Origin of the sequence: Microcoleus sp. PH2017_35_SFW_U_B, assembly GCF_020737865.1 — a bacterium.
In the GTDB taxonomy this organism is placed as follows: domain Bacteria; phylum Cyanobacteriota; class Cyanobacteriia; order Cyanobacteriales; family Microcoleaceae; genus Microcoleus.
The window spans coordinates 36,728-55,459 of record NZ_JAEQDE010000037.1; the positions used below are offsets into that span (position 1 = coordinate 36,728).

Here is an 18,732-nt window from a genome sequence, read left to right on the forward strand (position 1 = left end):
ATGACTTACGCACGGCCGCTCGGAAACCTGTTTTTTCACCCGAAGAGGCGTTACAGCCGGCAACAACGGCAAAAACCCGGTTTATGAAGGTTTTGATGCGTAAGTCCCGATCCATTCACTTTTCTTCCCAATCGAGTGCGTGCAGTTATGCGAATAGGTAAAAATTTACAAAAGTTTCTGCTTTTGACAATAGCGTTATTTTTTGCAGCATCGCTACTGATTAACGTTACTAAATTCCACAATTATTTTGGCATCAACCGCGCCGATACTCAAGAGAAAGTGGTGGCGCTTACCTACGACGACGGCCCCTATCCTCCCTATACAAATCAACTTTTAGATATCTTAGACCGCTATCGAGTTAAAGCAACTTTTTATGAAATCGGCCGCAATATAGAGAAACATCCCGAAATCGTCAAAATGATTGTGGCGAGGGGCGATGAGTTGGCAAACCATTCCTACTCTCATAAGGATATGATGTTTAAACCCCGGGAATATTTGCTGTCTGAGATTGAAAAAACGGACAAACTTTTGCAGGAATTGGGCGTTAAGCAAAATAGTATTAGTTTTCGGCCACCTTGGGGACGGAGATTTGTAGTTTTATCTTATTTACTTGCCCAAATGCACAAAAAACTGATTATGTGGGATGTGGATTCTCAAGATTATGAGAAAACTCACACGGTAGAGGATATCGCAAATCAGGTGATTAACAATGTGCGATCGGGTTCGATTGTGGTGATGCACGACGGCGGAGGCGATCGCTCGAAAACCGTATTAGCAACTGAGATAATTGTCAAGTCTTTGCAATCAAAAGGTTATCAATTTAAAACTGTTTCTGAGTTGTTGAAATAATTAGACCTCTTGCAAAATAATTTTATGCTATAATGAAGGGTTTGGCTTAAGTGGAGCAGATTGCAGGTTAGATCAGCACTTTACAATTATGAGTTAGCTCTCAGGTCTAAAACTCAAAACCTTTAATTGTAACTCCGTGATTTTTTTTGCAAGAGGTCTATTATCAACATTTCGGATCAATCAGGGAGACAAACATCCGGCGCACACAAACTGTGAAAATCCAAAGTTGTGACCTCCAAAGTATCCAACTCAATTCGCCGAATCACGTGATTGTTCGTATCAGCAACAAACAAATGAGACCCGATAGCGCTCAAGCCTGAAGGTTCAAAAAATCGAGCTTTGAGACCTTTAGCATCTACCAAACCAGCTTTACCATCTCCAATCATCGTCATGCAAGTACCGCCCCGGTGGTCGATTCGCTTAATTTTGTGATTGTAAGTATCAGCAACCCAGAGGTAATTTTGAGCGTATTCAACACCCAAACAGTGCTGCAACCTCACCTCCTCACCGCGACCATCTTTATCCCCAAAACCAAACAATTCACCGCTACCGCAGACAGTGCGTACCTTCGGGTCTTCATCGATACCGACGGCGCGGATCGAACTAATTTCGCTGTCAGCGACAAACAACTCCGATCGATCCGTAGACAGGCCGCTGGGCTGAGAAAAAGCAGATTCCGCCAGACTACCGTCAACACAGGATTCTCGACCAATACCTGCGTAAGTGGCGATCGTACCAGTATCTAACTGCATCTCCCAAATTTGGTGCGAACCCGCCATGGCGATAAAAAGTCGATCGCCAACTCTTTCTAAATCCCAAGGCGAATTCAATGGCGTCTCTAAAGCCTTGCCGCTGCGGGGAGCAATTTCGTGACTTTGTTCGCCAGTACCAGCAACAGTTTGCACCCTTTGAGTCGTAAAGTCGATCGTTCTGATAGCGTGATTTTCCGTGTCAGCAACATAGAGAATTTGAGTTTCTGCATCAAAAGCCATACCTTGAGGTGCAAAAAACTCAGCTTCTTCAAAGTTGCCATCAGTCAAACCCGGTTTCCCAGTACCAATGACGTGCAGTATCTCACCCTCGGTACTGCTGACAACAATTCGATTGTGTCCCGAATCGGCAATAAACAAGCAAGAACCGACCAAGTTTTGGATAACTGAATTAGCAGGCCCGGGCAGTACAGTTTCATCTACAGATTGACTGTCCTCAGTCATTTCGCCCAACAGCGCCTCATGTTGGTGAAGCTGTTTTGCCTCCGTTGGCGCGATCGCAAATCCCAGCACTTTACCAGGAAAAGCCAGGGGAGTTGATACAGGTTTGCGCTGTTTTTCTAAACTGAAGCGAAGTTCTTGAAAGGCGATCGCATTTTTATCTTTGTATTCAGCAATTAACTTACCAACTAACTGATCTAGTGCTTCTCTATTGCCTTCGCCAGAAACAAAGCCGACGACATAACTTTCTGGATCGATCACCATTAAAGTCGGCCAAGCGCGAACAGCGTAGCTTTGCCAAACTTTCATGCCGCTGTCTACGATTACGGGATGTTCGATATCGTAGCGGAGGATAGCTTGGCGGATATTTTCAACTTCTTTTTCGTTTTCAAATTTAGCCGAGTGAACCCCGATGACAGTCAGGGAATCTTTATATTTTTGTTCCAGATATTTTAAGTCTGGAAGGACGTGCAAGCAGTTGATGCAGCAGTAAGTCCAGAAGTCGAGGATGACGACGCGCCCTTTTAAGGATGCAATGGATAAAGGTTTTTCGGTGTTCAACCAGGGGTACTTTACGGGGAATTCTGGTGCTCTGACGCGAGGCATGGATATCTCCTTGGTGCGGGCTGAGTAAGTTTTACACTTCTTTAATTTAGCGAGAAGTTTGGGAGGATGGGGAAAAGCTGGTTAAATCTGGGCTTTTCGGCATAGGCAAGATGGCTGTGGCATAGGAGGGGGGAGAGTTCAGTGTTCATATTGCAGCATTGAATACTTTAGTCTGTAGAACTTTGGTATTCAAAACCTTACTATCTTTCTCTATGCAACCTAGCCAACTAGACCAAACTTTAGGACTAGAAATACAACGTCGTCGCATAGAGAAACGTTGGTCACAGGAATATCTGGCAGAAGTCACAGGTCTGCACAGAACCTATATCAGCCAGCTTGAGCGAGGGCTGAAAAGTCCATCTGTGAGGGTTCTTAGTCACATTACAAATGCTCTGGACATAACAATGGGTGAATTTTTACGAGCCGTAGAGGAACTCTTGAGTGCTGACAGAAAACGAAATTGAAAGATTGAGGCAAGCCATTATTACTACCATTGCATCTCCAGTTATCGGCTCGATAGAGGATTATACTTGGGAAGCAATTTTTCATTATGTCAAGGATATTCCTTTATCAGATCCAGCATTAGGACGTAGCAAACTCCTCTATGATGCTGTTGACACCACGACTGCAACTGGTTGGTCACTCAAGTCTCTTCAACTGAATAGTCTTACGGTTGTCAATACATTTTGGTTTGTCATTCAGAGAGCAGATGTTATCAAAAAGGCTACCCAACTTGGTTTTCCTGGTTTGACTGAACAATCCTCACCTGCTGAACTAGGAGCAGCTATTGTTCAGCATTGGAACGAGAAAATTATATCGAGTCAGGCAGCACAGAGCATTATCAATAGCTATGAAGGCATATTGCTGAAAACCATTAGAGGATATGAATATATTTACTGTGAATTCTCTCTTAATCCACTTGACCCAAATGCTTTTTCTTGGGCTTGGACAGTTGATAGAGTTACTGGAAAATCAGGAGCAGGGCTACAAGGCAGTATTGCAGGTAAGCCAGAGTTAGTTTGGTACAAGAATCAAAAGCAACTTTTCAGAGCTAGAACCATCTCTCCAGAAGCCGTTCACATCAGGGTTGAGCGAACTCGTCTTACACTTGATCGATATGTGCAGACTGTGCTCTCAGCTTTGCAAGATCAACTCAGTACACAGTCTTTTGACGGTGAACTTCGAGAATAGATGCAGCTATTACTTTGCCTAGAAGTGGGGGTACTGATTCTCCAATTTGAGAAGCCATATCAGTGTACGTTCCCAGAAAGTGAAAGTTATCTGGGTAAGAGTGCAATCTTGCAGCTTCACGGATTGTAATTGTCCGATTTTGGGTTGGATGAAAAAACCTGCCAGATCCTGGATGGAAAACCCACCTTGTGATAGTTCTTGCTGGTTTATCCCAGTAAAGCCTTCCATATGCACCGCTATAGTGCTTTTTAGGGGCTAATTCAGGTGGCAAGTCTCTAGCATCTTGCCCTTCACTAAGAAGACGCGCTCTTGACATTTGAATGGGACTCAAAGCACGAGCAACGTGATTGAAAAGTTTCGTACTTCCATTACGTATCATTGCTTGGTACGCAGTTTGGGGTGGCAAAGGATAAACTTCAGCATTATATTCCTCTCCTGCATTCAATGACGGCAAATCTCCAATCGCATCTCTAACTGTGACGACTGAAGAAATGTTTGATTTTAGGAGACTCAGTTGGTAACAAGATTTCGTAGCTCTGTAATCGCTTCTAATCTCGCCAGCGTGTGTAGGTTCAGGAAATTGAAGTGGTTTATCTAAACTAGCCACGAAAAAAGCCCTTGATCTGGTCTGCGGTACTCCATAATGCGCGGAGTTTAGCGATCCATAAGTTACTTTATAACCTTGCAATTCAAGTTGTTGTATAATTTCATTCTTAACTACACCACCGTAAGCTTTCAAGATTTCAGGTACGTTCTCCATAACAACGTAAATGGGTCTAAATTCTTGTACGAATTCTAAAAATGTCCGATATAACTGATTGCGAGAGTCGCTAAGATATCGATAGTCAGCAGGAATATTTCTTGAAAATCCTTGGCATGGGGGGCCACCTATCAACACTGTTAGTTCCTCCCTCTGCAAACCCAAACATAATCGCAAATCCAAAGGATTGACCTCGCGTATATCCTGATGAACAATTTTGGTGTTTGGGTAATTGTGCTTATAGGTCGCTAGGGCTTTAGCATCCACCTCGATCGCACATAAAGATTCAAAACCAGCTAGGTGAAATCCTGTAGTCAAGCCACCCGCACCAGAAAATAAGTCAATAGTCTTATATGTCATACTCGAATACTATAGTATTAGGACTTGCTTGTCAACCAACTTCAGCAATTGGCGTCTCTTGCTTCTCCTAAATTTTATGCTTGCTTTTCCCTGCAATTATTTTCCCAAATAACCCATACACCATAAAGATTTGAAAGAGGCAGCTATAGCCTTTCTCAAAAAGATGAGGTACTCATGGGGATAGGCCTCCGTGGGTTCCGTGGCCTCCGTGGCCTCCGTGGGCATACCTCACTTTTTTGATAACCGCTATATCTCTGCGGTGAACGCTACCTCCCCATTCCGAAATAAATTTAACAGCAACCGCCGCCGTTATAATGCCAAGTCGAATCAGTAATCAACACCTGATCCGGCATCAATCCCCCCAACTTCCCAGCAGTTTTATCGCACACCGCCGCCGGAACTCCTCGCTGCAAAACGTGACCTGCTCCGTCATCAAACAGCTCTTCAGACCCCGCATAAATCGCCGTCTTGCCCGTGAAAATGCAAGCGCCATCCGGGGGAATGTCCACTTTAAAGGACACTGTATCGAGGCTTTCTAACAACAGATCCGCATCCAATTTGTAATTGTGTTTGTCCAGCAGCCTGTAAGGACGGCGCGCCCGGACTTCCACTTGCCCAAAGCCCACGTCTACAAGGTGTTGAACGTATTCTGCGTATGTCAGAGCACCCGACAAACACAAAGCCCGCAAGCGCTGATCGTCTTTCAAATGCTGCGGAATTGCGCGAGTTGCGATCGGATCGCTCATCAACAACCTGCCCCCTGGCTTCAACACCCGATAGGTCTCTTTTAATGCCTTAGCTAAATCCGCAGGTTCAAAGATATTAAACAAGCAATTTTGTGCGACAACATCAACAGAAGCATCCGGTACCGGCAACGCAAAAGCATCGCCTTCTATAATTTCCACAAAACTCTCGTCAAACCAATCATTTTCGTGGGCGGCAATTTGCAAGTTGCGTGCAGCCGCGTCTCGCATTGCTGCAACCGGATCGACGGCAATAACCGATCCATTGTGCCTAGAAAAATAAGCAAATTGCAGTGCTTCCAATCCGCCGCCGACGCCGACATAAAGCACGACTGGATTTCCGACAAGTTCGGCGGCGTGAACGGTGGTGCCGCAGCCGTAGTTCATTTCTTGCATTTGTTCGGGAATTTTTAATCCTGGCAGTTGCAAGGGGCTGCTTTGGACGCAGCACAGTCCGATTTGGGGGGTTTCGGCAACGTCGCTATAAAATTGGGCTGCTGTTTCTAAATATGTCATGTTCGATTTTCCTGTGTTTTTTGACCGCAGATGTAGGCGAATTTAGGCTGATGTAGGCGAAGCCTTCCCGAAGGGTACGCAGATGAATTCAGAAATATTTTTTAGGTTTCAAATTCGACTTTTTGTTCTGATTTTGGTGTGTTTTCTGGTTCTGAAACTGTTGTTTCGGGAACTGCTTTTTGTTCTGATTTTGGTGTGTTTTCTGGTTCTGAAACTGTTGTTTCGGGAACTGCTAATTCGGTGCTTTTGGGAGCGGCAACCGAGGGCGCTGGTGCTACCAGATTGGGAGATGCTTCTGGTATCGCAGGAGCGACTACTTTAGGTACAGGAGCTTTGTCTGTTATTTCTGGCAGGGTTGGGGGTACTGAAGGATTGGCAGGTTCGGTAACTTGATTCAAAAAGTTGCGAAACCGATTGTAGTATCCTTTGTATTCCTGTTTCTGTGTTTGGGGAGATGGTGTTGGTTTCGGCTCTATTATTTTAACGGGTACAACAACTTTGGGGGTTTCTAACTGTGGAGTTGCTATGGGTTTGGGTTCTATGACTTGAACTGGTTCCACAACTTTGGGGGTTTCTAGCTGTGGGGTTGCTGTCGGTGTCGGTGTCGGTTCTATGACTTGAACTGGTTCTACAAGTTTTGGTGCTTCGAGTTGGGGGGTTGCTGTTGGTGTCGGTTCTATTGTTTGAACGGGAGCAACTTTTGGCTCTAAGCTCGGCTCGGTAGCTGGGGTTTCTGGAACCGCTGGTGAGGGTTCGGCTACTGGTGTTTTTTCTAATGCAGGTGTCGGTGTCGGTTCGGGTGTTGGTTCGGGTGTCGGTTCGGGTGTCGGTTCGGGTGTCGGGGTTGGGGTTGGTACTTGGTAGCTGCGATCGACTATACCGCGAGTTTCTGCTACTGTGATCTCGCCCCGCACTAATTTAGAAAAAGTATCTTGCCCCTGGGGTTGGTAATCTATCAGTCTGACTGTATTATTAAAGGCGTTTTTGACGGTATTTCCCTGTTCGTCGATTAATTCTAGCTGCACCCAGTTTTTCCCGGGTTTGAATCCTTTAAGATATATAGGTTGCAACTGGTCGATCGCGAAACTTTCCCCGTTCACTGTGGCTCGAATTTTCCAATCGAGTATGTCATCTTGGGAATTTGCTTGAGCCACTTGGTGCAAAGGCGCATTTGTCAAGTAAAAATCGAGCAGGATTGGTTCTGCCCCGTAGCTGCCTTGCGGGCTGTTGTACGTTAGTAGGGGCAATGTGCGATCGGGATTGTTGTCCTGTGTTTTGGTAAAAATGTGAAAGGTGGTTTGGGCCAAAGCACCTTCGTTTTTAAAGCTTTCTTCCCAAGGTCGAGCTGCGAACACCCGCAGGGTATGGGTTCCGGGTTCTAAGTTGGAGAGCGTTAAAGTTTGGTTGATGTCGTAAACTGCTGCATAAGGTTGGTTGTCTAATAAAACTTGCAGGTGGGGCCCCAAACCCAAGTTTGCTTCTTTGAAAATGGGGAAGTCCTTGACTTGGAACTTAACAGACACATTTATATCCTGAAGCACTTCGTCAGGTTTTGGATTCAAAATACTTATTTGAGGCTGGTAAATTTCTAGAGCCTGACGCAGTTGTTGAATGGCTTCTGGGGGAGAAACCTCTGAGATTCTGTTTACCTCGGCGGTAGCTGAGCCGCTCTTGTTTCCTGATTTGGGCATGGAGGGATGGCCCGCGCCACAACTTGCTACACCCAAAATCAATACTGCTGCTGCAAACAATGCCAGCAGCCTGCCTGCAACCGTTCTCTGCCAATTGATGCCAATCACGCAACTATACTCCTAGAAGCCTTCTCATAGGGAACTATAGCCCAAAACTGAATTTAGTATTGCCGAATTGCCGATCGGCAATTCAGGGCCCCCTGTGTCGCGGATTCAGGCTGTGCCGGCAACCAATCCGATCCCACTAATAACTGCCCCAGCCATTTTCTTAAACATCTCTCTATAAATGAGTATTCCTCAATTGCTTTATCTTTGAGTTTTGTAAACTTAATGGCAATACCCCTTGACTTTTTTGATGGGCTGTGGAAATTAAAGGGGGTAATTGCATCAAGAATTGAGGCTTTTTTAAGTATTGTTAACAAGCGATTAATACTTCTCTAGCAGGCTTATAATTCATAAAACTCCCTCAAAAGGAGCAGCCGCATCAAACCTGAATCAAGGAGGCGATCGGCAGCTCTGGCGAGAAGAGTTGGCAGTACCCAGGGACATTGTTAGCGACACTGGGGAACTGGCTTCTTTACAAAGAAGCAAAATGCTTGGGGAGACGATCGACCTGCGTGTAACTCTGGAAAGAGCGAAGTGCAAGCTGTTTCGGGGAACCGAGAATCCCCCGCCTAATTAAGCGTGGGGAGTGTCAGATACAGTATTCAGTTCTCGTTCCTTGTCTTATCGAGAGGAGAGTCTTCATGACCATTAGTCCTCCAGAGCGAGAGGTAAAAGTTAGAGTAGTAGTCGATAAAGATCCGGTTCCAACTTCCTTCGAGAAGTGGTCAAAACCAGGTCATTTCGATCGCACTCTAGCTAAGGGGCCAAAAACCACCACTTGGATTTGGAACCTCCACGCTAACGCTCACGACTTCGACAGTCATACAAGTGATTTAGAAGACGTTTCGCGCAAAATCTTTAGCGCTCACTTCGGCCACTTGGCAGTAATTTTCGTATGGTTGAGCGGCGCATATTTCCACGGCGCTAAATTCTCCAACTACGAAGCTTGGCTGACAGATCCTACAGCCATCAAGCCCAGCGCTCAAGTGGTTTGGCCGATTTTTGGTCAAGAAATTTTAAATGCAGATGTAGGCGGCGGCTTTCACGGGATTCAGATCACCTCTGGTTTGTTCCAACTGTGGCGCGCCAACGGCATCACTAACTCATACCAGCTATATTGCACTGCGATCGGCGCCTTGGTAATGGCAGCCCTGATGCTATTTGCCGGTTGGTTCCACTATCACGTCCGCGCTCCGAAACTGGAATGGTTTCAGAACGTAGAATCGATGATGAACCACCACTTGGCAGGTTTGCTAGGCTGCGGATGCTTGGGCTTTGCAGGACAACAAATTCACGTTGCTCTGCCGATCAACGCTTGCATGGACGCGATCGATGCAGGCTCACCGTTGACAGTAGGTGGCAAACTGATTAAAACAGTTGCCGATATCCCACTGCCACACGAGTGGCTTTTCAACTCAGCCTTGATGGCTGACATCTACCCCAGCTTTGCTCAAGGTTTAACGCCCTTCTTCACCCTCAACTGGGGCGCCTACAGCGACTTCCTGACTTTCAAAGGTGGTCTGAACCCCACCACAGGCGGTTTGTGGCTGAGCGATACAGCACACCATCACTTAGCGTTGGCAGTGTTGTTCATCATCGCCGGACACTTCTACCGTACTAACTGGGGCATTGGCCACAGCTTCAAAGAAGTTTTGGAAGCTCACAAAGGCCCCTTCACTGGCGAAGGCCACAAGGGGATGTACGAAATCTTCACGCAGTCTTGGCACGCCCAACTGTCGTGGAACTTGGCCTGGATGGGCTCTATCAGCATCCTCGTGGCTCACCATATGTACGCGATGCCTCCGTATCCGTACATCGCGACTGACTACCCAACTCAGCTATCCCTGTTCACCCACCACATGTGGATTGGCGGATTCCTGATTGTTGGAGCAGCAGCTCACGCAGCAATTTTCATGGTGCGGGATTACAATCCGGCTCAGCACGTTAATAACTTGCTCGACCGCGTACTCCGCCATAGAGATGCAATCATCTCTCACCTTAACTGGGTTTGCATATTCTTAGGCTTCCACAGCTTCGGTTTGTACGTTCACAACGATACAATGCGAGCTTTCGGTCGTCCTCAAGATTTGTTCTCAGATACCGGTATCCAATTGCGTCCGATATTTGCCCAATGGGTACAAAATATCCACGCTTTGGCACCAGGTAACACAGCGCCTAATGCTATGGAAATCGTCAGCCACGCTTTTGGCGGCGGTGCAGTAGCAGTCGGTGGCAAAATAGCGATGATGCCGATCGAGTTGGGTACGGCGGATTTCATGATCCACCACATCCACGCTTTCACCATTCACGTTACAGTTCTGATTCTTTTGAAAGGCGTGTTGTTCGCACGCAGTTCTCGCTTGGTTCCTGACAAAGGCAGCTTAGGCTTCCGGTTCCCTTGCGACGGCCCAGGCCGTGGCGGTACCTGCCAAGTTTCTGGTTGGGATCACGTGTTCCTCGGCTTGTTCTGGATGTACAACTGCATCTCGATCGTGATTTTCCACTTTAGCTGGAAAATGCAGTCGGACGTGTGGGGAACAGTATCGCCAGACGGCACAATTTCTCACATCACCGGCGGCAACTTCGCACAAAGTGCGATCACGATTAACGGCTGGCTGCGGGACTTCTTGTGGGCGCAAGCTTCTCAAGTAATTCAGTCCTACGGTTCGGCACTGTCGGCCTACGGTCTGATGTTCCTAGCTGGACACTTCGTGTTCGCCTTCAGCTTGATGTTCCTGTTCAGCGGCCGCGGCTACTGGCAAGAACTGATTGAGTCCATTGTTTGGGCTCACAACAAGCTCAAGGTAGCTCCTTCCATTCAGCCTCGCGCTCTGAGCATTACTCAAGGTCGGGCTGTGGGCGTAGCTCACTACCTCCTAGGAGGAATTGTCACTACGTGGGCATTTTTCCTAGCGCGAATCATCTCGGTAGGGTAAACTACCTTTAGGTTTTGGATTCAGGATTTGGGAGCAATCTCAAACCCAGAATCCAAACCTCGGAACCGAACCTCTTCAACGTTCAGGATTCAGGATTAATCAAGGCTTATGGCAACGAAATTTCCAAAATTTAGCCAAGACCTTGCCCAAGACCCGACCACACGGCGGATCTGGTACGGGATTGCCACAGCGCACGACTTTGAAAGCCACGATGGCATGACCGAAGAAAATCTTTACCAAAAGATTTTTGCTTCTCACTTCGGCCACCTAGCAATCATTTTCTTGTGGACTTCGGGCAGCCTGTTCCACGTAGCATGGCAAGGTAACTTTGAACAGTGGATTAAAGACCCTCTAAACGTCCGCCCGATCGCTCACGCGATTTGGGACCCTCAATTCGGTGCTCCAGCAGTAGAAGCTTTCACTCAAGCGGGCGCTTCTAACCCAGTGGACATCTCCTACTCTGGTGTTTACCACTGGTGGTACACCCAAGGGGTTCGGACAAATGGCGACTTGTATCAAGGAGCTATCTTCTTGCTACTGTTGGCTTCTGTCATGCTGTTCGCAGGTTGGTTGCACCTCCAGCCGAAGTACCGCCCGAGCTTGTCTTGGTTCAAGAATGCTGAATCTCGCCTCAACCACCACTTGGCTGGTTTGTTCGGTGTCAGCTCTTTGGCCTGGACTGGTCACATGGTTCACGTTGCTATCCCCGAATCTCGCGGACAGCACGTAGGTTGGGAAAACTTCTTGTCTACCCCTCCTCACCCGGCTGGTTTGGCTCCGTTCTTCACTGGTAATTGGGGCGTATACGCCGAGAACCCAGATGCAGCAAGCCACGTATTCGGTACTGCCGAAGGCGCTGGAACTGCAATTCTGACTTTCTTGGGCGGCTTCCACCCTCAAACAGAATCCCTGTGGCTCACAGACATTGCTCATCACCATTTGGCGATCGCAGTTCTGTTTATCGTTGCCGGTCATATGTACCGGACTAACTTCGGTATCGGTCACAGCATCAAAGAGATGTTGGATTCAAAAGCTGGTTTGGTAGGCGGTAAGAGTGAAGGTCAGTTCAACCTGCCTCACCAAGGCCTTTACGAAACCTACAACAACTCGCTGCACTTCCAACTGGCATTTCACCTCGCTGCTTTAGGTGTAATCACCTCCTTGGTCGCTCAGCATATGTACGCGATGCCTCCTTACGCTTTCATAGCGCAGGATCATACGACAATGGCTGCGTTGTACACGCACCACCAGTACATTGCTGGTTTCATCATGGTCGGTGCTTTCGCCCACGGAGCTATCTTCTTGGTGCGGGACTACGATCCTGAAGCTAATAAAGGCAACGTGCTCGATCGCGTGTTGCAGCACAAAGAAGCGATTATCTCTCACTTGAGCTGGGTGTCGCTGTTCTTGGGCTTCCACACTCTCGGCTTGTATGTTCACAACGACGTTGTAGTCGCTTTCGGAACTCCTGAAAAGCAAATCTTGATTGAACCAGTGTTCGCACAGTTCATCCAAGCTGCTCACGGGAAGGCTCTGTACGGCATGGACGTGCTACTTTCTAACCCAGACAGCATTGCGGCGACTGCTTGGCCAAACTACGGCAACGTATGGCTCCCAGGCTGGTTGGAAGGAATCAACAGTAGTACAAATTCTCTGTTCTTGGCGATCGGACCTGGCGATTTCTTGGTTCACCATGCGATCGCACTTGGCTTGCACACCACCACCTTGATTTTGGTCAAGGGCGCTCTGGATGCACGCGGTTCTAAGCTGATGCCGGACAAAAAAGACTTCGGTTATGCTTTCCCTTGCGACGGCCCCGGCCGTGGCGGTACCTGCGATGTCTCTGCTTGGGACGCGATGTACTTGTCTGTCTTCTGGATGTTGAACACCCTAGCTTGGGTAACGTTCTACTGGCACTGGAAGCACCTAGGCATCTGGCAAGGTAACGTCGCTCAGTTCAATGAGTCTTCTACCTACCTGATGGGCTGGTTCCGCGATTACCTCTGGCTGTATTCTTCTCAGTTGATCAACGGTTACAACCCGTATGGTACTAACAACCTGTCAGTCTGGGCCTGGATATTCTTATTCGGACACCTAGTTTGGGCAACTGGTTTCATGTTCCTGATCTCTTGGAGAGGTTACTGGCAAGAGTTGATCGAAACCTTGGTTTGGGCTCACGAGCGCACTCCTTTGGCCAACTTGGTTCGCTGGAAAGACAAGCCTGTTGCTTTGTCGATCGTCCAAGGTCGTTTGGTTGGCTTAGTTCACTTTACTGTGGGCAACGTCTTCACTTACGCAGCCTTTGTAATTGCCTCGACGGCCGGGAAATTCGGATAACTCTGAACTCTGGTTTCTAGGTAATTAAATTAAATCCCCTGCCTTCGGGCGGGGGATTTTTTTTATAAAATTTTTATGGAATCATTGAATTTAATCGTCATTAACCTCGTCTTATGGGCTTTCCCCTCTGATCCTAAAGTTGCTGTGGGTGAACTCACCGAAAGCCAAAACCTTACAATAAGTCGGTTGCGTCAAAGGATTACCGATAAGTTAAAAGAAAACCCAAAAGCAGGAAGTGCTATATTTGCTGCTGAACATGGTTCAAAATCTGATTTGCAGCAAGTTGCTGTGTATTTACAAGTGGCAATGTATGAAGATGCAGAATTTGCAGCCGAAATGAAAGCGATTTGTCAAGAATTAGGGACTATTTCAGATGATAAAACGGAGAACAGACAAAAACTTATTCAGACCATTGGAAATCAGATGATTGTTGGGGCATCAGGCGGTGCTTTAATCGGAAATATGGTGGTTGGAATACCTGGTGCTGTACCCGGTGCTGTAGCTGGTGCTGCCCTTGGATTGTGGTACGGGAGAAATTCTCGATCGTCCGATAGGACAGAAGATAGTAGGGATGTTAAATGAGTCAGAACCAAATTTTAGTCTCTAGCTGGGCTTGTTTAACATTTGTGACCATAGTTTTAGGTATCAGTTCGTTATATGTTCGCCGTAGACCTATTGTTTTCAAGTTGGCAGACTTTATGAATTTAGCTTTGGCTACAACAGCGATTATATCAAGTTGTAGCTTGATATACCGAGCCATTACTTTGAAAGAATTGGAAACCCTTTTAGGTTTTGATATTGTGACATTATACTTGGGAGCGATCGCTGTAATTTGGTTGTCAACACAGCAGATATGGCAAATCTTTAGATAATTTTCTTCTGCTACGCCGAATTCAGTAGGTCAAACTATTGAGCAAGCAGAAGCTGACGCCGATGCGATCTAAGCCACTATCCAGGAAGCGAAAAGAGATTTTAACCTGCCATGAGTGAAACACCCAAACTCCCCGATCCAGAGAAAGTTAAGCAAACTGTTGCTATGCTTCGGGACAGCAACCGAATGCTGGAAGCTTGGACTCAAACACTAGATGAACTAATTGCAATGGTTGAAGCTGATATTCGCAACAGTCCGATTAATGTTTATCGGCGGGAGAATGCGAAGCGGTTGGCTGAGTCTGTCAAGCAGGAATAAAAGTACGATCGATCCTCTAAACCTCATTTTGGGTAATAATAGAGAAAAGCCTGAGTTTTCAACATGGTTCAACTGTCTTCTGACTGGAATAATGAGGCTTATGTGTCTCTGCATCTGGTTCAGACAATGCTGGAGATGGCGGGTTTGCCTCGCAAGAGTAGTTATTCTCACTGGATTCCAGAGTTTAAGGTTAAAGTACCCAGGCTGACTACCAATGGTCAGATAGTTTCGACTCAAAAAGAGGTTGATTTCTTAGTTGAAGATTTGAGTAGGTATATTAACTTTCTGGTTGAAATTAAGACGGCTAAAACCAAACTTAATGCGGAAGCTCGCATTCAATTAGAAAAATATCTGAAATACTCTCGTACAAGATTTGGGATACTGATTGACCCATTTTCAGTTGAGATTTACGAATATACACAAGGGAGTGCGACACTAAAGTGTAAGCACAATATAGAAAACCCAGAACAAGTTCAACCAGTAGCAAATTTCGTTAGATTTTTTTTGGATATAGTTAAAATGCGTACAATTGCAATTCATACATCCAAGGGCGGGGTTGGTAAAACTACTTTGGTTGTCAACATTGCCTATGAGCTGGCAAAATTAGGTAACAGAGTTTTAGTTATTGACTTAGACGATCAAGCCCATGCTAGCCTATCCTTGGGGGTCAACAAAGCTGATGAGTTTGACAAAGCTTCTACCTTAGCAGAATTTGACACAGTTTTGGATTCTTTTCTGGATAGAAAAGAAGTTATAGAGTTTTTGAAAGACTATGACACCCCAAGTTTTAAGTACAAAGAATATATCAAGAGTTCCCCTATTAATAAAGTTTTTAGTAAAACAGGCTGTTCTGGGAAAATTGATGTTTTACCCAGTAGCTATAAAACCAAAGATTCTGCTCTCGCCAACTTAATCGGTATTCGTGAAAAGCGATTAAATAAGGCTTTGCAACAATCCGGTATAGCTAATGATTATGATTATGTACTTATAGACACACCGCCAAGCGCTACTACGATCACTAGCAATGGACTCTATGCAGCTCAATATGTGGTTATCCCATCCCAGATGGAATATCTTTCAGTCTATGGCATCAGAACCCCAATTAGCCGAGCTAAAGAAGTTCAAGAGGAAATGGGAAAGCGGGGAGTAATTCTGGGAATTGTACCAATGATGACAGAAAAAAATGTGAAAATCCATACTACAATTAAGCAGTCAGTACAGCAAAGATTTCAGGGACTCACGATTCTGCAAGAAATAAAGAGAGCTGCTGCTGTTGGTCAAGCATCTCAAGTACGTCAGCCTATCTCTTTGTTTGCTGAACATAATAAAGGAGCAGCCGAAGTTGCAACGCAATTCTCAGCATTAACCCAACAGATAATGACAAGAATAAATCAGATTGAAAGTTCAGTAGGAATGTAGAAATGGTCAAATTTTATACGGGTATTGAGAGTCAGCCTAGCCTTGTTGTTTTAAATCAGATAAAGGTTTCTCAAGAAAAATCTGGAATTTCAAAGTCTGATTTAAAAAAAGTTTCCGAAAGCTTAAAGGTGTGGGAATTTAACTTGGCCCTGCCAATCGTTTGTATTACTGATGAGGAAGACAAATACCACTTGCTAACTGGGCTACCAATCTATGAAGCAGCAGTTGAAGCAGAGCTTGAGCGAATTTGGGTATTTCTAATTGCAGCTAAACAACCAGAAGCAGAAAAGGCTATTGAACAAGCACTTTTGCAGTCAAAGTTGAATGAAAGGGTTGTTGAGCCTCAAGATATTACAGATTTCTTGGATTTTATTAACAATCCAAAATCTGACCTTACCTCAATCCCTGGAGTTAAAGATGGATACGCAAAGCTGATCCGCGATCGGCGTGTTTACAGTTCTCTGGAAGATATGCAGAAAAAACTAGGTGCTAAGCGGGGCTTAAATTGGCTAAGAGCATACAAGCAATCAAAAAGCTAAGCTCGCCAGTTCTTGAAGTTTTGAGAAGTTTGATCGCTCTGAACCCCTCAAATCTCACCATTAACTTGCATCTGATGCACCTTGTCCGCCAACTCTTGGCGACTTTCCTTGTCGAGTGCATCAATTGCCAGCATTCCCAAGTACACGACTTCCTTCTGGGTGAGTCTGGTCGCTTGGGCTTGTTTTTGAATGACTTCCTTAATCACGGAACTGACCGCGATCGCCGTATTAGTTTTTGCCACGAAGAATAATCAACTATTAATAACTTTTCTTGATGTTAGCATCCTAAGTCAGATTAAGTATGATAATGTTTGACTAATCATAGTTAATCATGCTATAGTGTAAAAAATACAAAAAGGCGATCGCCCCCGGTCTTGACAACTTAGCGGCGATCGCCTTTAAAACTTATCTAGACAGGTATCAACTGTCTAAGTTATCCATCATGATAGCAGCATTCCAGCTAAAATCAAGCACCCTCGCCTGCTCAAAAATTCTCCACAAGTCCCCAGTCCTTCACCCCTTGGCAAGATTTGTCACCGAAGAAACAGTTGCACTGCTGTTCAATATCTCAACAGACCAGATTTACCGCATCGAATGCTGTCGCTACATGGTCTACGTCCACGCCAAAGGCATCAGCCGGTTTGTCAGCTATGCTGATTTTCCACCAATTTTAGGAGTAGAATTGCCGAAACTTCCAGACTTTGGCAGATGGTACAAACGCTGGAAAGGCAAAAAAGCACCTAATTTTTGGACACAGTTTTACACCCATCAATTCAAAAACGCTATTACTGCGGATAAACAGCTTGCATGGGGTCTCTTGGTAGCTGTAGTGAAATCCCTGTTTTCAGCAATAGCATTGCAGCAACTGCGAGATGCTTATGTATACGAAAAATATTGGCGGGAAAATTTTTGAATATGCGATCGACCGACGAAGAACTGCGAGAATGAGGAAAGGAAAAATTAAAATAAATGGCGATGAATCGATACAGTACGATCGTCCAATGGTCTGACGAAGATCAACTTTTCTTAGTGACGATTCCAGAATTTGCCGATCGCGTGATTATGCCCTGTACACACGGTGAAACCCGCGAAGCAGCTATCCGACATGGCGAAGAAGTGATCGAAATGTATCTAGAAGCTTGGCAGGAAGAAGGTTCGCCCATCCCGGAACCTAGCATTCTTCAAATTGCCTGAGTAGAATCCCAAGCCGAAAATCTGCTGTCGTTGAATATTAGATATCTAAAAAGCCGCCCTATTCCTCCAAAACCTCGACCAAATCCTCAATCATCACATCAAAAGTTCGAGCTAACCTCCGCAGGCAAGTAAAGTCAACCATTGCCATTTCAGGACGACGAGCATAGCTTCTGACGGTGCTATAAATTACCCCAGAACGATCGGATACTTCCTTAAGCGTCCAGCCCTTCTCAGCAGCTAGTTCCCGAATTTTTAGCCTGACTAAACCCATGCTTGACAGTTGATGCAATTGCGTCGTATAATTGTATATGTAAAGAGCGATCGCCCCCCGGCCTCGAAAACTAAAGGGCGATCGTCTTAAAAACTCAATCTAGACAGATTATTTCTTTCTATCAAAAGCGCATTTGCCATATCCAGAAGTCTACTAACCATATCCAGAGGTATACTAGCCATGATATCAGAAACTCCGGCAAAATCGCGGACGATCGCAGAATCCAAGATAATTCACAAATCTCCAATCCTGCATCCGCTGGCGAGATTCGTCACAGAAGACACAGTAGCACTGCTGTTCAACATCTCAACAGACGACATTTACCGGATCGAATGCTGCCGCTACATGGTGTATGTCCACGCCAAAGGCATCAGCCGGTTTGTCAGCTACGCCGATTTTCCCCCAATCTTACGAGTCAATCCGCCTTCCCCTCAAGATTTTGGCAGATGGTACAAACGCTGGAAAAGCAAGCTAGCACCGGGATTTTGGACTAAATTCTATACGCACAAGTTCAAAGAGGCTGTGTCAGTTGACAGCTTGCTGGAGTGGGGAATGTTGGTAGCTAAACTTAAATCGGTGATTTCTGCTTCAGGGCTGCAACAGCTACGAGATGTTTATTCCCAAGAAAAAGATTTGATGGAAAGATTTTAAAGTGCGATCGAATACTGATAATTTTGATTTGTTTGTCAATGGTGGCGGACAAGTATTGATGATTAATATAGCCTTTCTCACAAAGATGAGGTACAATAACAGCAGTGTGTAAACCAGTTAAAAATATTTGATGATGTAACTTGACTGAACGCCAACTCTATGGC

Annotated in this window: 18 protein-coding genes; 12 read left to right on the forward strand and 6 right to left on the reverse strand. The window is 45.7% G+C overall.

Going from position 1 to position 18,732, the window contains the following annotated elements; all coding sequences use genetic code 11:
- Nucleotides 1–147 precede the first annotated feature (147 nt).
- On the forward strand, nt 148–849 hold the full coding sequence (locus tag JGK36_RS10220) for a polysaccharide deacetylase family protein (RefSeq protein WP_293196639.1): 702 nt from the start codon (nt 148–150) through the stop codon (nt 847–849).
- A 176-nt stretch (nt 850–1,025) separates the two neighbouring features.
- Here the strand turns inward: JGK36_RS10220 and JGK36_RS10225 are convergent, their stop codons facing one another.
- Nucleotides 1,026–2,666, reverse strand: coding sequence for a thioredoxin-like domain-containing protein (locus tag JGK36_RS10225; RefSeq protein ID WP_293196640.1), 1,641 nt, complete (start codon nt 2,664–2,666; stop codon nt 1,026–1,028).
- Between the two features lie 212 nt (nt 2,667–2,878).
- On the opposite strand from JGK36_RS10225, the gene JGK36_RS10230 reads away from it, so the two are divergent.
- Both JGK36_RS10230 and JGK36_RS10235 read left to right on the forward strand, forming a co-directional pair.
- Nucleotides 2,879–3,130 (forward strand): helix-turn-helix domain-containing protein, encoded by a 252-nt coding sequence (locus JGK36_RS10230; RefSeq protein ID WP_293176859.1) that lies wholly within the window; start codon nt 2,879–2,881, stop codon nt 3,128–3,130.
- Nucleotides 3,108–3,857, forward strand: a complete 750-nt coding sequence (locus JGK36_RS10235; protein WP_293196641.1) for a hypothetical protein — start codon at nt 3,108–3,110, stop codon at nt 3,855–3,857. Before JGK36_RS10230 ends, JGK36_RS10235 begins: the two co-directional genes overlap by 23 nt.
- On the opposite strand, the gene JGK36_RS10240 is transcribed toward JGK36_RS10235, so the two are convergent.
- From JGK36_RS10240 to JGK36_RS10250, 3 genes are all read right to left on the reverse strand, one after another.
- Nucleotides 3,820–4,977, reverse strand: coding sequence for a DNA cytosine methyltransferase (locus JGK36_RS10240; RefSeq protein WP_293176801.1), 1,158 nt, complete (start codon nt 4,975–4,977; stop codon nt 3,820–3,822). The two genes, JGK36_RS10235 and JGK36_RS10240, sit on opposite strands and share 38 nt — an antisense overlap.
- 290 nt (nt 4,978–5,267) lie before the next feature.
- The gene (gene arsM, locus JGK36_RS10245) at nt 5,268–6,236 is read right to left on the reverse strand and encodes an arsenosugar biosynthesis arsenite methyltransferase ArsM (RefSeq protein ID WP_293196642.1); all 969 of its coding nucleotides are present in this window, start codon (nt 6,234–6,236) and stop codon (nt 5,268–5,270) included.
- Nucleotides 6,237–6,337: 101 nt separating this feature from the next.
- Nucleotides 6,338–8,035, reverse strand: coding sequence for a hypothetical protein (locus JGK36_RS10250; RefSeq protein WP_293196643.1), 1,698 nt, complete (start codon nt 8,033–8,035; stop codon nt 6,338–6,340).
- A gap of 638 nt (nt 8,036–8,673) precedes the next feature.
- On the opposite strand from JGK36_RS10250, the gene psaA reads away from it, so the two are divergent.
- The 6 genes from psaA to JGK36_RS10280 all read left to right on the forward strand — a co-directional run bounded on the left by psaA (nt 8,674) and on the right by JGK36_RS10280 (nt 16,452).
- On the forward strand, nt 8,674–10,968 hold the full coding sequence (gene psaA, locus JGK36_RS10255; RefSeq protein WP_293176795.1) for a photosystem I core protein PsaA: 2,295 nt from the start codon (nt 8,674–8,676) through the stop codon (nt 10,966–10,968).
- Nucleotides 10,969–11,076: 108 nt separating this feature from the next.
- On the forward strand, nt 11,077–13,305 hold the full coding sequence (gene psaB / locus JGK36_RS10260; protein ID WP_293176793.1) for a photosystem I core protein PsaB: 2,229 nt from the start codon (nt 11,077–11,079) through the stop codon (nt 13,303–13,305).
- Between the two features lie 75 nt (nt 13,306–13,380).
- Nucleotides 13,381–13,887, forward strand: coding sequence for a hypothetical protein (locus JGK36_RS10265; protein ID WP_293176791.1), 507 nt, complete (start codon nt 13,381–13,383; stop codon nt 13,885–13,887).
- 400 nt (nt 13,888–14,287) lie between these two features.
- Entirely contained in the window at nt 14,288–14,494 is a 207-nt protein-coding gene (locus JGK36_RS10270; protein ID WP_293176789.1) for a hypothetical protein, read from the forward strand.
- A gap of 63 nt (nt 14,495–14,557) precedes the next feature.
- Nucleotides 14,558–15,913, forward strand: a complete 1,356-nt coding sequence (locus JGK36_RS10275; protein ID WP_293176787.1) for a ParA family protein — start codon at nt 14,558–14,560, stop codon at nt 15,911–15,913.
- Between the two features lie 2 nt (nt 15,914–15,915).
- Entirely contained in the window at nt 15,916–16,452 is a 537-nt protein-coding gene (locus JGK36_RS10280; RefSeq protein WP_293176786.1) for a hypothetical protein, read from the forward strand.
- 47 nt (nt 16,453–16,499) lie between these two features.
- Here the strand turns inward: JGK36_RS10280 and JGK36_RS10285 are convergent, their stop codons facing one another.
- Nucleotides 16,500–16,694 (reverse strand): hypothetical protein, encoded by a 195-nt coding sequence (locus tag JGK36_RS10285; RefSeq protein ID WP_236506337.1) that lies wholly within the window; start codon nt 16,692–16,694, stop codon nt 16,500–16,502.
- Nucleotides 16,695–16,894: 200 nt separating this feature from the next.
- On the opposite strand from JGK36_RS10285, the gene JGK36_RS10290 reads away from it, so the two are divergent.
- On the forward strand, nt 16,895–17,365 hold the full coding sequence (locus JGK36_RS10290) for a hypothetical protein (protein ID WP_293176782.1): 471 nt from the start codon (nt 16,895–16,897) through the stop codon (nt 17,363–17,365).
- 62 nt (nt 17,366–17,427) lie between these two features.
- On the forward strand, nt 17,428–17,646 hold the full coding sequence (locus JGK36_RS10295; RefSeq protein ID WP_293144835.1) for a type II toxin-antitoxin system HicB family antitoxin: 219 nt from the start codon (nt 17,428–17,430) through the stop codon (nt 17,644–17,646).
- A 58-nt stretch (nt 17,647–17,704) separates the two neighbouring features.
- Here the strand turns inward: JGK36_RS10295 and JGK36_RS10300 are convergent, their stop codons facing one another.
- On the reverse strand, nt 17,705–17,917 hold the full coding sequence (locus tag JGK36_RS10300) for a helix-turn-helix transcriptional regulator (protein ID WP_193974409.1): 213 nt from the start codon (nt 17,915–17,917) through the stop codon (nt 17,705–17,707).
- Nucleotides 17,918–18,097: 180 nt separating this feature from the next.
- Between JGK36_RS10300 and JGK36_RS10305 the strand changes: the two genes are divergently transcribed.
- Nucleotides 18,098–18,568, forward strand: coding sequence for a hypothetical protein (locus JGK36_RS10305; RefSeq protein WP_293176780.1), 471 nt, complete (start codon nt 18,098–18,100; stop codon nt 18,566–18,568).
- The last annotated feature ends 164 nt before the right edge of the window (nt 18,569–18,732 follow it).

Bases quoted from the DNA above. Each gene is read 5' to 3' on its own strand.
- JGK36_RS10305 (WP_293176780.1), top strand. From the start codon at position 18,098: ATGATATCAGAAACTCCGGCAAAATCGCGGACGATCGCAGAATCCAAG.
- psaA (WP_293176795.1), top strand. From the start codon at position 8,674: ATGACCATTAGTCCTCCAGAGCGAGAGGTAAAAGTTAGAGTAGTAGTC.
- JGK36_RS10230 (WP_293176859.1), top strand. From the start codon at position 2,879: ATGCAACCTAGCCAACTAGACCAAACTTTAGGACTAGAAATACAACGT.
- arsM (WP_293196642.1), bottom strand. From the start codon at position 6,236: ATGACATATTTAGAAACAGCAGCCCAATTTTATAGCGACGTTGCCGAA.
- JGK36_RS10295 (WP_293144835.1), top strand. From the start codon at position 17,428: ATGAATCGATACAGTACGATCGTCCAATGGTCTGACGAAGATCAACTT.
- JGK36_RS10290 (WP_293176782.1), top strand. From the start codon at position 16,895: ATGATAGCAGCATTCCAGCTAAAATCAAGCACCCTCGCCTGCTCAAAA.
- JGK36_RS10280 (WP_293176786.1), top strand. From the start codon at position 15,916: ATGGTCAAATTTTATACGGGTATTGAGAGTCAGCCTAGCCTTGTTGTT.
- JGK36_RS10300 (WP_193974409.1), bottom strand. From the start codon at position 17,917: ATGGGTTTAGTCAGGCTAAAAATTCGGGAACTAGCTGCTGAGAAGGGC.
- JGK36_RS10265 (WP_293176791.1), top strand. From the start codon at position 13,381: ATGGAATCATTGAATTTAATCGTCATTAACCTCGTCTTATGGGCTTTC.
- JGK36_RS10240 (WP_293176801.1), bottom strand. From the start codon at position 4,977: ATGACATATAAGACTATTGACTTATTTTCTGGTGCGGGTGGCTTGACT.
- JGK36_RS10220 (WP_293196639.1), top strand. From the start codon at position 148: ATGCGAATAGGTAAAAATTTACAAAAGTTTCTGCTTTTGACAATAGCG.
- JGK36_RS10275 (WP_293176787.1), top strand. From the start codon at position 14,558: ATGGTTCAACTGTCTTCTGACTGGAATAATGAGGCTTATGTGTCTCTG.
- JGK36_RS10225 (WP_293196640.1), bottom strand. From the start codon at position 2,666: ATGCCTCGCGTCAGAGCACCAGAATTCCCCGTAAAGTACCCCTGGTTG.
- JGK36_RS10270 (WP_293176789.1), top strand. From the start codon at position 14,288: ATGAGTGAAACACCCAAACTCCCCGATCCAGAGAAAGTTAAGCAAACT.
- psaB (WP_293176793.1), top strand. From the start codon at position 11,077: ATGGCAACGAAATTTCCAAAATTTAGCCAAGACCTTGCCCAAGACCCG.